Genomic DNA, 14959 nt, shown 5'->3' on the forward strand with positions numbered 1-14959 from the left:
ACTAAGAAGTCGGATTAAAAGCCGAACAAAAAGTTGGATTGAAATCTAGCATTCTGAATCGAGAATCGATCAAAATAGTTTAAAAAAATTTAGGAAATCAAAAATGAAAAGTATAAGCCTTTTTGTGGATAATGGGACATACCTGACAAAGGTTCATCCCTTTACAAAATTGATGTACATTGCCACCGCGATCAGCATTCCGCTGATCACGGGACGGCTTTGGATGTTTGGTGTTTTGATTGCCGTCAGCCTGTGTATTCTGGCGAGCGGAAAGATTCTAAGAAAAACGGTTCCGCTGATTGCATTTTCTTTCACGATTCTGTTGACCATTTTCCTGATTCACGGACTTTTCAACCAGAAAAATACAAATGTGCTGTTTCGAATCGGACCGCTGAAGTTCTACCGGGAGGGTCTGCTCTATGCACTGCGAATCGGACTGAACATTTTAAACATGCTTCTCTCTTTTGCGGTTTTTGTGCTTTCCACAAAGCCGTCCGAGCTTGTCGATGAGCTTGAAAAACGGGGATTTTCTCCGCGCTTCGGATACATCGTCACCTCTGTTTTCCAGATCATTCCGCAGATGATGGGAACGATGAACACGATCATGGATGCACAGCGCAGTCGTGGACTTGAGACGGAGGGAAATCTGCGCACCCGTGCGAAAGCCTTTCTTCCGCTGATCTCGCCGGTTGTCATGAGTTCTCTGATCAACACGAGAGAGCGTGCGATTGCACTTGAGGTGCGTGGCTTCGGTGCAAACCGAAAGAAAACCTGGCTTCAGGACAGACCGAAACATAAGGGAGATCGGGAGATCACGATTCTTCTCGGTATTCTGATTCTGGTAGCCGTGATTTGGAGGGTTGTGGAATGTCTGTGATAACAGTGGAAAACCTGCGGTATCAGTATCCGCACGCAGAGAAGCTCGCTCTGGATGGAATCACCTTTTCTGTGGAAAAAGGTGAATTTATCGGAATCATTGGGGAAAACGGGGCTGGAAAGAGCACGCTGAGTCAGGCTCTGATCGGACTCGTTCCCCAGTTTTATAAAGGTGCTTACGGTGGAAAAGTCATTGTCAATGGCAAGGAAGCGGGGAGTACTCCGGTTGCACAGATGTGTGGAAATGTAGGACTCGTGTTCCAGAATCCGTTCAATCAGCTCTCGGGTGCAAAGGATACGGTGTACGATGAGGTTGCGTTTGGTATGCAGAATCTCGGTGTGCCGAGAGAGGAGATGCACAGTCGCGCCGAGGAGGCACTGAAACTTCTCGATATCTGGCAGTACCGCGATCGCAATCCGTTTGATCTGTCAGGTGGCCAGATGCAACGTGTCGCAATCGCGAGTGTGCTTGTCATGAGACCGGATGTGATGGTGCTCGATGAGCCGACTTCCCAGCTTGATCCGGAGGGAAGCGAGGAAGTTTTCCGGGCGGTTGAGAAGCTGACAAAGTCGGGAATCACGATTCTGATGATTGAGCAGAAGATTGAGAAATTGGCGGCATATTGCAATCGAATTTTACTTTTGCACGAGGGAAAGCAGATCGCATTTGACACGCCACAGAAGATTTTTTCGATGGAAAATCTTGAGGATTACGGCGTTCAGGCACCGGCATTTACGAGAATCTGCCGTGCTGAGAATGTCACGCTTCCGGATGGCACATATCCGGTGACGGTTGAGGAAGCCGTCGGTGTGATGCAGGCAAAACATGCATCAAATGCATCGAGTGAATTGAGTGGATCGAATGGATTAGATGGGGCGAACAGCGCAGAGAATGCCGTGAAGAAGAGCATGGAAATGTTTCGGATTGAGCATCTTGATTTCTCGTATCTTGCGAACGTTCCGATTCTTAAAGATTTGAATCTTCATCTTGACGGCAGACCGACCGCAATCATCGGACAGAATGGAGCAGGAAAGACGACGCTTGTCAAACTGCTCAAGGGACTTTTAAAGCCGGTGTCCGGAAATATTTATTTCCGCGGGGAGGACATGGCAGGAAAAACCGTTGCAATGCTTGCCGGAAATGTCGGTTATGTATTCCAGAATCCAGATGACCAGATTTTCAAGTACAACGTTCTCGATGAGGTCATGTTCGGACCGCTGAACATCGGAATGGACCCGGAGCGCGCAAAGAGCGAGGCGAAAAAGGCACTCGAGCTGACCGGGCTTTCCGGAAAAGAGGGGGAGAATCCCTATGATCTCGAGATGTATGAGAGAAAGATGACAGCGATCGCGTCTGTGCTTGCGATGGATACGGATGTGCTGATTCTCGATGAGCCGACAATCGCGCAGGACTGGCGTGGACGACGCATCATCGGGTCGATCATCCGCAGTTTGACGGAGCGCGGAAAACTCGTGATTGCGATTCTTCACGATATGGATTTCGTCGCAGAGAATTTCGAGCGCGTGATCGTCATGGCGCATGGAACGGTGCTTGCAGATGGAAGAGCAGAGGAAGTCTTTGAGCAGGAGGAGGCACTGAAAAAAGCGTGTCTTCAGAAGCCGTATGTGATGCAGCTTTGCAGTCGGTTGGGGTATGAGAAGCCGTATCTGACGGTCGAGGAACTGCTGAGTGATAAGGTTATTGAAAAGTAAAAATGTCTCAGATAGCTCCAATGGCGAATAAAGTCCTGCAAACGCGCTCTCGCTCCGGGTTCGGCGTAACGGTGCGTAAGACTGCAAAATACGCAGTCTAAACACCGACGCCTCACACGGGTTTGCATGGACTTATTCGCCTTGTCGCTGTGCCAGGTATATCAAATCATTCAAGTCGACGCTCGCGGAGCGTATAACTCAGAAGGGGGACATCTACTCTGAGTTATAGAAAACGAAACGTGCTGGTAGGAAAATCCTACCAGCTTTTTTTGTGAGAATCTTTTTTAGACATGAAAAAAGTGCAGGGTCAAGTGAAAAATGAATGGCGACTTTTTGGGGGAGTCGTGGTACGATAGGATTAGATTTTTATGAGAAAGTTTATAGGAACATGAAAGGGAGATTTTGCAAGATCCATTATTGTTTGTGCAACTCATGAACGGTAATAGCGATAAGGCTGAATGAGAAAAAAGAAGGGAGACAGGGAACGTTATGGAAAAACAATTTTGTCTGAAACTGAATGGAAAATGTCGTCCGGAGTCGGTGGTACAGGGGGATAAGTACCGCTTTACGGTGTTGACTTCTCAGATGCTTCGTATGGAGTATTCAGAGACCGGTGAGTTTGAGGATCGCCCGACTCAGGTCGTGTGGAATCGTGATTTTGAGACTCCGAAATTTACGGTGCGGGATCAGGAGAATTGTCTTGAGATTGATACCGAGTATTTTCATCTTGTGTATGATAAGAAGGAGTTCAGTCCGAACCACCTCTACATCGATGTGAAGTATGCGTTCACGAACTACGGCGGAAGATGGTATTATGGAAGAACCGACTACGGCGATCCGGCGAGAGAGCACAATTTAAAGGGAACGGCGAGAACGCTTGACCGCTGTGACGGTGAGTGGTATGTGGGCTCTGGTCCGCTTGAGCGCATGCGCACGACGGGTGGAAAGACAAACCGTGAGGACGGCGATGTCGATCTCGGCATGGGTCTTTGCGATACGAGCGGACGTACATTTTTTGATGACAGCGAGTCTCTGATCATGGAGGAGGATGGCTGGGTAACGCCGAGAAAGAAGGGCTGTGTCGATGTGTATTTCCTCGGATATGGCCGTGATTACTTCCATGCGATTCATGACTTTTACCGTCTGTCTGGCGCAGTTCCGATGCTTCCGAAATATGTGCTCGGAAACTGGTGGAGCCGTTACTGGAAGTACACCGAGGAGACGTACCGCGAGCTTCTCGAGCGTTTTGAGAGAGAGAAAGTTCCGTTCTCGGTTGTTGTCATGGATATGGACTGGCACCTTGTTGACATTCCGGAGAGATTCGGAAAGGGCTGGACTGGCTATACCTGGAATAAGGAGTGTTTCCCGGACCCGGAGGGATTCATGGCATGGCTTCATGAGCACGGCTACCGCGTGACGCTGAACCTTCATCCGGCAGACGGTGTGCGTGCATTTGAGGAGGCATATCCGGAGATGGCAAAGGCGATGGGTGTAGATCCGGAGTCTGAGTATCCGGTTCGCTTTGATTTCACGAATCAGGAATTTATCCGCGCTTACTTCCATTTCCTGCATCATCCGAACGAGGAGAACGGTGTGGATTTCTGGTGGATGGACTGGCAACAGGGCAAGATCTCGGCAGTTGAGGGAATGGACCCGATCTGGATGCTGAACCACTATCATCACTTTGATCTGACGAGAACTGGAAAGCGCGGAGTTATGCTGTCGCGTTACAGTGGCCTCGGCAGTCATCGCTACCCGATCGGATTTTCGGGCGATACGCATGTGACGTGGAATGCGCTTCAGTATCAGCCATACTTTACGGCGACGGCATCGAACGTCGGTTACACCTGGTGGAGTCATGACATCGGCGGTCACATGAACGGAATCAAGGATAATGAGCTGTATGTGCGCTGGATTCAGTTTGGTGTCTTCTCCCCGATCAACCGCCTTCACAGCAACAGCAACCCGTTCTGCGGAAAAGAGCCGTGGCGTTATCCGAAGCCGTATGATGATCTCGCAAGAGAGAGCCTGCGCCTGCGCCATCGCCTTCTGCCGTACATCTACACGATGAACGCACAGTGCCATGAAAAGATGGTTCCGGTTGTTGTTCCGGCTTACTATTATTATCCGATGGAGGAGGGAAGCTACGTCTGCCGAAATGAGTATTTCTTCGGAACGGAACTTCTCGTTCAGCCGATGGTTCATCCGACCGATCACGAGACCGGATACACGACGGAGAAATCATGGATTCCGGCCGGAAACTGGTATGATTTTGATAATGGTGCAGTCCGCCACGGAGGTCCGAAGGGACATTACACGACGATCAGCAGACCGATTGAGCGTCAGGGCGTTCTCGCAAAGGCGGGCGCGATTGTTCCGATGGCACCGGATACCGGAGATAATTGCATCGATAATCCGGAGACGCTTGAGATTCTCGTTTTCCCGGGACAGGACAACACCTACACGCTGTTTGAGGATAGCGGAGACGGATTTGACTATGAGAATGGTGCATGCCTGAGGACGGAGATCTCTCTGAGCTGGACGGATGATGCTGTCAGTCTGACGATCAGTCCGTCCGGAGATCTCTCGGTTGTGCCGGAGAAACGTCGCTATGTTCTGCGCCTGCGTGGATTTGCACAGGTGGAGCCGACTGCTTCGAGTGAGGCGATGGCGGGCGAGTACGATGAGGAGACGAGAACGCTGACACTGACGACCGATCTTTTGGAGGCTGGAAGAAGTGTGAGCGTGACGCTTCCGGGAGCAGATGATTGCACTGCAAAAGAATCGCGCGAGAAGTTGAATGAAAGAGTCTTTGACTTCCTCGATCGAGTTCAGGGAAGCATTGTGAAGAAGAAAAATGTCTACCAGTACTTTGCAGGAGACTACACGAAGGAAGAAATTTTGGCATCTCTTACGGGTCTTGAACTTCCGGAGAGCTGGAAGGCAGTGCTGACCGAGATGCTGATCGGCTAAATTTTAATCATAAAACGCAGAAAACTGGTGAAAAAATTACATACAGAAAATAATTCATAAAAGCGAGCAAAAATTGAAAAAAAACCGCCATTCCTTTTGTCGGAAGATTTTTCTATAATAAGCACATAGAAAAACGGAGGAAACAAAAAGTTCCCGGAATCTGAAACAAATAAGATCTGAAACAAATAAGATCTGAAACAGATAAATAAGATTTGGAAGAAAGAAAATCTGAGATAAAAAAGTTCGGATTCCGGGAGCGGAAATGACAGGAGGAAATCGGTATGAAAAAACATCTGGCACTGGCAATGGCAACTTTGACGGCAGTGAGCGCACTGACCGGTTGTGTGGGAGCAAGCGCAGGAAAATCGGCAGTAGCCCCGGAGACGAAACAGGAAGTTGCAGAGTCGTCCGCAGAGAATGGGGGATCGGAGTCATCTGAGGCATCAGACGGAAGCGTATCCGGAGAGATCACCGTGATGGTAAACAGCACGTTCACGGGAATGGATGATCCGGCGATCATGAGAGCGGCGAAGGCATTTGAGGAGCAGAACCCGGGCACGAAGGTCACGATTGAGGGACTGGCAGGACAGGAGCTGATCAGCAAGTTTACGACGACCGCAATGGCAGGTTCCGGACCGGATGTCGTGGCACTCGACAACTCCGGATGGCCGATCGATCTGGCTGCAATGGGACTGATCATGCCACTCGATGACAAGATCGAGGCATCGGACAACAAGTATCTTCAGGGACCGCTCGAGTCAGGACTCTATGAGGGAAATTACTATTCCGTTCCGTGGTATTACAACAACACCGGACTCTATTATAATAAGAGAATCCTGTCCGAGATCGGAAAGGACAGCGCACCGACGACCTGGGATGAGCTTGAGGAAGACATCAAACTTGCAACTGAGAAGGGATATTCCGGAATCTCCACCCGTCTCGATGGCTACGCACTCTTCAACATTTTCTTTGAGAATGGAAATGATGTGATCGATACAACCGGAGAGAAGCCGGTCGTAACCGTCAACGATGAGTCTGGTAAAGAAGCATTCTCATTCTGGACTGGTCTTCACACGAAGTACCATGCATTCCCGGAGGGAATGAAAGATGCAACCGACTGGGCAACCGCATACACGACGTTCGTCTCTGACGACTGTCTCTTCTTTGTCTGCGGTGACTGGGCTTATGTGAACATCCAGAAGGGCAACCCGGATATGGAATTTGGTCTGGCTCCGATGCCGAAGGGAAGCGTACAGGCTGTCTGCCTTGGCGGATATAACATGGCGATCAATGCAAACACCGCAAACCCGGATCTTGCATGGGCGTTTGTTGACTATCTGACGAGCAAGGAATGTGACTATGTCATGACTGAGCAGGGAAGAATTCCTGGAAGAAGCGATGTAGATTACACCCCGATTCTGGAGATGAATCCGGAGTATCAGGTCTTCATTGACGAGTCTGCTTACACGGTTCCGAGACCGCGAGTAAAGAATGCAGCTTCCGTCGATCAGAAGGTTGTAGACGCATTCAAGAAGGTATTCTTCGATCAGAAGACTGCTGAGGAAGCACTGAATGAGCTGGAAGCAGAGCTGAATGACTTTGTCAACGAAAACTACTAGAATCAATCGTGAAGAATGGTTGGAATCGTATTTGATTTCGATGATTGCTTGAGTGAGCATAGTATATTGGATTAGAATGATAGAGGCGCTTTTATGAGAGAGAAGACAAAGAAACGAAGACCCGATGAGTACTCGTTTCAGAGAAATATTCACGGTTATCTGCTGATTGCACCGGCAATCCTCGCAATCCTGCTTCTCAGCGTTTATCCGCTTTTGCAGGGAATCTGGATCAGCTTGCTGAACTATGATATGACAAAGGCGAATGCCCCGAATTTCGGGACATTCGCCGGACTCAAGAACTATCTCGTTGTGTTTGCAAATTCCAAGTATCGCAATGCAGTGATGAATTCGATTGTGTGGACGCTCGTGAACATCGTGATCCAGCTTGCACTTGCGATGGGAGTGGCGCTGATCCTCAACGAGAAACTCAAAGGACGCGGTGTGTTCCGTACAATGGCACTTCTGCCGTGGGCGATCCCGGCAGCGATCAGTGCACTGACATTCAGCGCACTCTACGATACCAAAATTGGTGTGTTCAATGCAATTCTGATTCGCCTCGGAATCCTGAAAGAGGGATATTCTTTCCTCGGAAATGTCACGAGTGCGATGCCGGCGGTTATCGTCGCAAATGTGTGGAAGAGCACACCGTTTCTGATGATCTTTATTCTTGCAGCCCTTCAGGGCGTATCTTACGATATGTATGAGAGCGGAGCGATTGACGGGGCAGGAAAGCTGAAACGCTTCCTTTACATCACGCTTCCGAACATCAAGGAGCCGATGGCCGTTGCGGTTATTTTGAATCTGATTTCCATCTTTAACAACTTCAATGCAATCTGGCTTCTGACAAAGGGAGGCCCGCTTGACAGCACTGAAATTATGTATACATATGCATACCGTCAGGCGTTTGTGGATCACAAGTTCGGATATGCAGCAGCGACTTCGGTTGTGATTTTCATCGTGATTGCGATTCTGACTGTGATCTATGTAAAGATGATTTCCTCAGATCGGGAAGGCAGGAGGTAGAGAGATGAAGCGGACAAAGGGTGAGTGGACGTTTCTGTATGTGATGGCATCTTTGATTGCCCTGTGCTCGGTATTGCCATTTATCTGGGTTCTGATGACTTCGGTGAAGTCGCCGGAGCAGATCTATGATATGAATCAGATCATACCGAAATACGTCACATTTGATAATTTTAAGCGAGTTTTGTTTCAGTCAAATTTCGTGCGCTACTTTTTAAACAGTGCGTATATTTCCGTTGTCGTGACGGTGATCTCGATGGTTCTCGCAGTCATGGCGGCATATGGCTTCTGTCGTTACAACATTGTCGGAGCAGAGAAGATGAAGCTGAGCATCCTGTTCACGAAAATGTTCCCGGGCGTGTTGCTTTCCATTCCCTACTATGTTATCATGAAAAATATGGGACTGGTTGATACGCATACAGGTCTGATTATCATCAACTGCTCGTTCGTTCTTCCGTTTGCAGTCTGGAATATGTGCACGTTTTTCCTTCAGATTCCGTGGGAGATCGAGGAGTCCGCGCTGATTGATGGATGCAGTAGATTTCAGTCGTTTATCAAGGTGATTTTCCCGATGGCAAAGCCGGGTATCTCCGCGACAACGCTGTATTGCTTCCTGATGTCCTGGGATGAGTTTATGTATGCAAACACGTTCATCAATTCCACGCTGAAAAAGACGGTTCAGGTTGGTATCCGCGATTACATCGGAGAGTATTCGACCGACTGGGGCCCGCTGATGGCGTCCGTTATCTTGAGCCTGATTCCGGTTATCGTCTTCTTCGTCTTCGTTCAGGACAACCTCGTAGGTGGTCTGTCTGCCGGAGCAGTCAAGGGATGATATTCCGATTCTTGTAGAAGAAAATTCTATATGATGAGGATATGCGAGGTGAGGATCAATATTCTCAGTCAGAGCATTTGATCAGAGTGGCGAGGGAATATGATTAAGTAGACAGGTAGATTTACAGACGGAATACATCGTACATAGATAGAATAGACAGAAGTTTCAGGAGACAGTTAGAGATGAGAGAGAGGAAGGGTGCGCCGAGCATCTGGCGCAGTATGGTTCAGAGTGTGACGCTTTACATTCTGGTGCCCCTCTTTCTCGCTCTGACTGTCCTTTGTTTTTTGTTGAAGAAAAAGACGGACTCCGGGATTGAGGAAGCGATGAAGATGATGTTCGCGCAGAATGTGCAGGAGATTGACAGTGCAATCCTGCTCTCAAACTATGCGAGCAGTACGATGATCACCTACACGGAGAACAGTCGCTTTTTAAAGAATTATTACAATGCGAAAAATGAGTATATGAAAAACCGCGCGGTCGGACAGATTGAGGGAATGATCCTCAACACGAATGTCTCGACGCTCGGAAGCATCGAGGCGGAGCTGATGATTCTGATGAATGACGGAAAGAAGATCAGCTCCACAAGGATCGCTGAGATCCCGGAAAAGTATCAGGAGGCTACCTGGTATCAAAATATGCAAAAGAGTGGTCAGATTCCGTACTGGGACAGTGCGATGACACCGTACTTTGATTACAAGGATAATCGCAGATATGTGAGCTTTGGACGCGCACTCGTGCGTTACCGTGGAAATGCGCTCGGCTATGCGCTTGTGCGGATTCCGAGAGATGTCTTTTTCGGAAAGGCGAAGAACTCGTCTGATTCCGTTTATCGCAGTGGAACCGTGTTCATGTGTGACCAGAACGGCAGAATCATCACATCCGGTCCCGAGGAACTCTCGCCGGAGATCGCAGAGCAGACGATTGAGGTTTGGAGAAAATTTAAGGGAAAGCAGGGGCGGATCGGCAATTTTTATGTGCTTTCCTCAAATCTGACCTCGAGCAATAATCAGGTCGTCTATGTCGGAAATTATCATGAAATTTTTGCACAGAGCGAGCAGATCCAGCTGGTTGTGATTCTGTTTATGGCAGGTGCAGGTGTTGCTCTCGTCGCAATCATGTTGATGATCAGCCGGTATATCACGAATCCGATTCTCTTCTTTGCAAGGCAGGTTGACTGGATTGAGCAGAACGATCCGAAGAAGCTGATACTCGAGGAGAACCGTTTCCTTGAGACGCAGGCGCTTGAGAACGGGATGATCCGCGCGCAGAGCAGAATCGCAAAGCTGATGGAGGACGTGAGACGGGAAGCCGTGATGAAGGAGAAGGCGAGGTTCGATGCGCTCAAGGCACAGATCAATCCCCATTTTCTGTTTAACACGCTGAATGCGATCCGCTGGAAGGCTTCGATGAATCACGATGAGGAGGTCGCAGATGTGCTGTCGGAGCTTGGCGTTCTCTTAAGTGAAACGTACAAGAGCGACGCGGAGATGGAGAGCATCGGCAATGCGGTGCGCATCCTGAATGCCTATGTGAAGATCATGCAGATCCGTTTTGGAAACAAGGTTCAGTTCTTTTTCTCGATTCCGGAAAATATCCGAAAGTACCAGATCCCGCGCTTCTGTCTCCAGCCTCTCGTCGAGAATTCGTTTATTCACGGAATGTCTCATGTGGAGTGCGGGGTGATTGCGCTTCGCGGGGAAATGCAGGGGACGGATATTGTGCTGACGTTGATAGACAACGGCGAGGGACTCCGGGGAAAAACGCTCGATTTAAACCGCGAGGAGCCGGGAAAACGGGGACTGACCGGGATCGGTCTTCCGAATATTCACAAGAGACTGACCGGGCTGTTCGGAGATGGATACGGACTCACGATTGATACAGAGATCGAGAGTGGATTCCGCGTTTCGCTCCGGATTCCGGCGATCGAGGAAAAGGGGGATGAAAATGAAAGCGCTGATTGTTGAGGATGAACTTCTCGCGAGAGTTGGAATGCGTTCCCTGCTTCCGTGGGAGGAACTTGGGATCACACTTCTTGAGGATGCGTGCGACGGCAGGGAGGCTCTGCAACAGATTGAGAGCGGTCATCCGGATCTGATGTTTCTGGATCTGAATATCCCGGAGATCAGTGGTCTGGAACTCTTAAAAATCATTCGCAGTCGCCATCTTTCGGTGAAGACGATCGTTGTGAGCTGTTACGATGATTTTGATACGGTGAAGGAGGCGATGAAGCTCGGAGCAGTCGATTACATCCGCAAATTTGGTCTTTCCAAGGAAGAGCTTCTCGCGTCGCTCAAACATCTGCGGGATTCGTTTCCGGAGATGGAAGTCGAGGAGGAGAGCGTGCCGGAGCAAAAGTCCGCTGCGCAGACCGGATATGAGATGCGAAAACGGGTTCGCAACATTCCCGAGGAGTTTCAGAGTGGGTGCTGTCTGAGTTTTTACATGGTGTGGAAGTATGCGGAAGAGATGACGGACATGAAGCTGATCGAGACGATCGCGACCCAGTATTATCAGGGGCTTGGAAAGCATGTCCTCGCACTGATGTGGGAGGGCAAACTTCTTCTTTTGATCCGCGAGGGAACAGAGAACGTGGAGGTTGAGGCGCTCAAGCGACAGATTGAGCTTTTCATCACAAACCGGTGTTACATCGGGATCACGCCGTACAGCGACCGGGATCATGAGACCGGATTTTTCACCCGATTGGCGGACAGCATCGAGGCATATGGATTTTATGGAAACAGGGAGGAGATCGTTGACCTCGAGACCCCGTTTACATTTGAAAAACAGCAGACTCTCGGCGGAGCGGAATATATGGAACGCCTTGAGCGCGCAATCCAGAAAATGTCGCTCGAGGAGATGGACAAAAATATCTCGGAACTCTTTGATGAGATTGAGACGGCGGGGAATTATCCGGTGCCGTACATCAAACGGTTGATGATTGAGATTCTGAGCCGATTTTCAGATAAGTCCGCCCAGCTTGGCGGGGCGATCGACGAGCTTGAGGTCGCAGACAGCAGACGCCATTACCAGAAGATCGTAAATATGGCAAACCTCGAGGATCTTCGCATCTGGTGGAAAGAGTTCACAAAACATTTTGCAACCGCATATTTTACGAGACAAAAGAAATCCGAGTCCGACATCATTGAGATGGCACTCGATTACATTGAACAGAATTTGAGTTCCCCGATTCAGCTTGCTGATGTTGCGCGCCATATCGGCGTGTCAGAGCCGTATCTGAGTTCCTTTTTCAAGCGCGTGATGAACGAGAACTTTATCCCGTATGTGAACCGCCAGAAAATCCGACGCGCAAAGCAGTTGCTCGCGGAGGGGAAGATGGTCTATCAGGTCTCCGATCTGCTCGGCTATGAGAACAGCACCTATTTTTCAAAAGTCTTTAAGAAGGTCGAGGGCATGACCCCGGAGCAGTATAGAAAGAGCCTGTGAGAGTGTCTCACAGGCTCTTTTGTTCTAAGAATGGGAAACTGGCTCTCCGGCGGGCAAGTCACTGCAAACCCGTGTGAGACGTTGGTGCTTAGACCGTGTCTTTTACGGTCTTATGCACCATTACGTTGCTCTGCATGTCTAGGAAGCGCCAGTGACGCTTCCGCTGACCGAATCCGGAGCGAGAGCGAGTTTGCAGGACTTTGCCCGCTGAGAGAGCCGGTTAAGAGAATAATCGTTATTACATATCTCCCTTCTGCATACAGAAATACCGGTGCATCAGCTCAATCAAGTGCTTCGAGTCAAGCGGTTTGGCGAGGTGTTCATTCATTCCCGCCTCCCGGCATTGGCGGATGTCATCGGCGAAGGCATTTGCCGTCATCGCAAAGATCGGAATGTTTTTTGCATCCGGGCGGTCAAGCGCACGAATCCGGCGTGTCGCCTCAAGTCCGTCCATCACCGGCATCATCACATCCATCAGAATGAAATGGAAGGTTCCGGGTTTTGACTCCCTAAACTTGTCGAGAGCCTGCTGACCGTCAACTGCGCTTGTGACGAGGATGCCCTCGTTCTCAAGCAGGAATTCCACGATCTCGCGGTTGAGTTCATTGTCCTCGACGAGCAGAACGCGGATGCCGTTTAAATTGCAGTTGGCGTCGAGTGCCTGAGCGGACGCAGAATCCTGATAATTCTTGTCAATCTTGAATGGCAGGGTGACGGTGAACGTTGTCCCGACGTTCTGTTTGCTCTTAAATGCGATTGTGCCACCCATTTTCTCAATCAGCTCTTTCGTGATCGAGAGACCAAGACCCGTTCCGGTGTACGAAGTCCGGCTTGCGACATTCTCCTGAGAGAACGGCTCAAACAGGTGCTTCTGGAACTCCTCGCTCATGCCAAGACCGGAATCCTCGACGGTGAAGACAAACGTCGCGGTCGTCTCGTCACTTGAGATCTCCTGACAGGAGACGGAGATAAAACCGCCGGGGCGATTGTATTTGACCGCGTTTCCGGCGAGATTCAAGAGAATCTGGCGCAGGTAGAGCGGACTTCCGATCAGATGATGATGGCGGATAAAAAGACCTCCGGTTCTCAGCTTTAGACCGTGCTCAGCAGTCTGTGGGCGAATGATTGTGGCAACCTCATGGGAGACGTCCTGAAGCGAGAATGGAACCTCCTCGAGAATCAATTCTCCGGACTCGAGCTTGTTCATGTCGAGGACGCTGTTGACGAGATCGAGAAGAAAGTCGGAAGCCTGAAGAATCTTTTTTCGACATTCCGCCTGCTTTTTCATATCGTTTGGAAAATGGTCAGCGATCTCGAGCATTCCGCGGATTCCGTTGATCGGAGTGCGAATATCGTGGCTCATCCGGCGCAGGAAATCCGTCTTTGCAGAATTTGCCTTTTTGGCCTCATCGGCGGATTCGCGAAGTTGCTGGTTGACTGCAAGCTCGTGTTTCATCTCGTCCGTGATGTTGCGCGTGACGAGAAGGATCGCCTCGATGTGATGGCTATTGTTGTATCGCTTTGGAATCATCATGACCTGACACCAGACCCCATTGTTGAGCAGGTATTTGAGCTCAAGGTGGGTGTTTGTCCCGAGGCGTTCCTGGATTGTGGAGAATTCCATGAAATCAATATGTTTCTGGATGTAATCCGGGGCAACGTATTTTTTCGCCCACTTCTCGAGGATCTGGTCTGCGGGCGAGTGGGATGGAATGTCATCAAACAGGTAGTCCGGAGCGGTGACAGCCTCCAGCGTGTTGGTCTTTAAATCGACGACGAGAACCGTTTCATAAATATTTCCGATCGCCTCGATGATCCGATACTGGCGGTTCAGCTCTGCCATATTTTTGGCATCGAGATGTCTGCGGATCAAAAGCAGGAGCAACAGGAAAATGATGTAAAAGGCAATGACGAAAAACATTGCAGTTGAGCGTTGAGAAAAGGCCTCAGAGCTCGGGAAAAAGACACAGAGGGTATATCCGCTTGTCCGTATCGCGTCGCCATACCAGGACTGCCCTTTCATCTGACATTTTAAAAGGCCGTGACTTCGATCGTTAAAGTTGCAGGAAAAGAAAAATTCGGCCGTATTCTTGTTCTTATCTGAGCCGGAATTTTCTAAAACGACAGGTGCGCTTGCGGTTGTCGTAGCGTCGACGTCTCGATCTGATACTTCTTCCTCACGGTCAGCGTGAAGTTCAGAAAAACCAGTTTCATCAGAGAGAAAACGGACAAAGATCCGGTTTGTATCGTTATTGGAGGACAGACCGGAAATGTTGGAGAGATCTTCCAGTAGCAGAATCATGCCACCACGCTGAAGCGTATAGTTGGAAAAAAGTTTTGGTTCTATACTGAATGTTGGGGTGTGTTGAAAAACATACTTCCAACATTCTTTTTGTTGTAATAAAATACATCTATAAGAAGCCTCCCAAATCATTTTACCGACCAAAGTTTAATGTTACGGAGGTGACCCCTTATA

9 protein-coding genes are annotated in these 14959 nt (G+C 49.3%); 8 read left to right on the forward strand and 1 reads right to left on the reverse strand.

Annotated features, from left to right (window positions below; translation table 11 throughout):
* The first annotated feature begins 103 nt into the window (after positions 1-103).
* The 8 genes from ACR0QT_RS11180 (at position 104) to ACR0QT_RS11215 (ending at position 12483) form a co-directional block, all read left to right on the forward strand.
* Positions 104-877: an energy-coupling factor transporter transmembrane component T family protein gene (locus tag ACR0QT_RS11180; protein WP_432630854.1), complete on the forward strand. Its 774-nt coding sequence runs from the start codon at positions 104-106 to the stop codon at positions 875-877.
* Complete coding sequence (locus tag ACR0QT_RS11185) at positions 868-2589, forward strand: ABC transporter ATP-binding protein (RefSeq protein ID WP_432630855.1); 1722 nt, start codon at positions 868-870, stop codon at positions 2587-2589. The genes ACR0QT_RS11180 and ACR0QT_RS11185 overlap by 10 nt, the downstream gene beginning before the upstream one ends.
* 489 nt (positions 2590-3078) lie before the next feature.
* Entirely contained in the window at positions 3079-5562 is a 2484-nt protein-coding gene (locus ACR0QT_RS11190) for a TIM-barrel domain-containing protein (protein WP_432630856.1), read from the forward strand.
* A 281-nt stretch (positions 5563-5843) separates the two neighbouring features.
* Positions 5844-7181: an ABC transporter substrate-binding protein gene (locus ACR0QT_RS11195; protein WP_432630857.1), complete on the forward strand. Its 1338-nt coding sequence runs from the start codon at positions 5844-5846 to the stop codon at positions 7179-7181.
* 93 nt (positions 7182-7274) lie between these two features.
* Entirely contained in the window at positions 7275-8204 is a 930-nt protein-coding gene (locus ACR0QT_RS11200) for a carbohydrate ABC transporter permease (RefSeq protein WP_432630858.1), read from the forward strand.
* A 4-nt stretch (positions 8205-8208) separates the two neighbouring features.
* Complete coding sequence (locus tag ACR0QT_RS11205) at positions 8209-9036, forward strand: carbohydrate ABC transporter permease (RefSeq protein WP_432630859.1); 828 nt, start codon at positions 8209-8211, stop codon at positions 9034-9036.
* A 182-nt stretch (positions 9037-9218) separates the two neighbouring features.
* Positions 9219-11003 carry a sensor histidine kinase gene (locus ACR0QT_RS11210; RefSeq protein ID WP_432630860.1) on the forward strand — a complete coding sequence of 595 codons (1785 nt, stop codon included), beginning with the start codon at positions 9219-9221 and terminating at the stop codon, positions 11001-11003.
* Positions 10984-12483 (forward strand): response regulator transcription factor, encoded by a 1500-nt coding sequence (locus ACR0QT_RS11215; protein ID WP_432630861.1) that lies wholly within the window; start codon positions 10984-10986, stop codon positions 12481-12483. Before ACR0QT_RS11210 ends, ACR0QT_RS11215 begins: the two co-directional genes overlap by 20 nt.
* Positions 12484-12721: 238 nt before the next feature.
* On the opposite strand, the gene ACR0QT_RS11220 is transcribed toward ACR0QT_RS11215, so the two are convergent.
* Positions 12722-14785, reverse strand: coding sequence for an ATP-binding protein (locus tag ACR0QT_RS11220; RefSeq protein WP_432630862.1), 2064 nt, complete (start codon positions 14783-14785; stop codon positions 12722-12724).
* Between the last annotated feature and the right edge of the window lie 174 nt (positions 14786-14959).

Source organism: Brotaphodocola sp. (genome assembly GCF_050873365.1).
Classification (GTDB): Bacteria; Bacillota; Clostridia; order Lachnospirales; family Lachnospiraceae; genus Brotaphodocola.

Bases quoted from the DNA above. Each gene is read 5' to 3' on its own strand.
- ACR0QT_RS11180 (WP_432630854.1), top strand. From the start codon at position 104: ATGAAAAGTATAAGCCTTTTTGTGGATAATGGGACATACCTGACAAAG.
- ACR0QT_RS11185 (WP_432630855.1), top strand. From the start codon at position 868: ATGTCTGTGATAACAGTGGAAAACCTGCGGTATCAGTATCCGCACGCA.
- ACR0QT_RS11190 (WP_432630856.1), top strand. From the start codon at position 3,079: ATGGAAAAACAATTTTGTCTGAAACTGAATGGAAAATGTCGTCCGGAG.
- ACR0QT_RS11195 (WP_432630857.1), top strand. From the start codon at position 5,844: ATGAAAAAACATCTGGCACTGGCAATGGCAACTTTGACGGCAGTGAGC.
- ACR0QT_RS11200 (WP_432630858.1), top strand. From the start codon at position 7,275: ATGAGAGAGAAGACAAAGAAACGAAGACCCGATGAGTACTCGTTTCAG.
- ACR0QT_RS11205 (WP_432630859.1), top strand. From the start codon at position 8,209: ATGAAGCGGACAAAGGGTGAGTGGACGTTTCTGTATGTGATGGCATCT.
- ACR0QT_RS11210 (WP_432630860.1), top strand. From the start codon at position 9,219: ATGAGAGAGAGGAAGGGTGCGCCGAGCATCTGGCGCAGTATGGTTCAG.
- ACR0QT_RS11215 (WP_432630861.1), top strand. From the start codon at position 10,984: ATGAAAGCGCTGATTGTTGAGGATGAACTTCTCGCGAGAGTTGGAATG.
- ACR0QT_RS11220 (WP_432630862.1), bottom strand. From the start codon at position 14,785: ATGATTCTGCTACTGGAAGATCTCTCCAACATTTCCGGTCTGTCCTCC.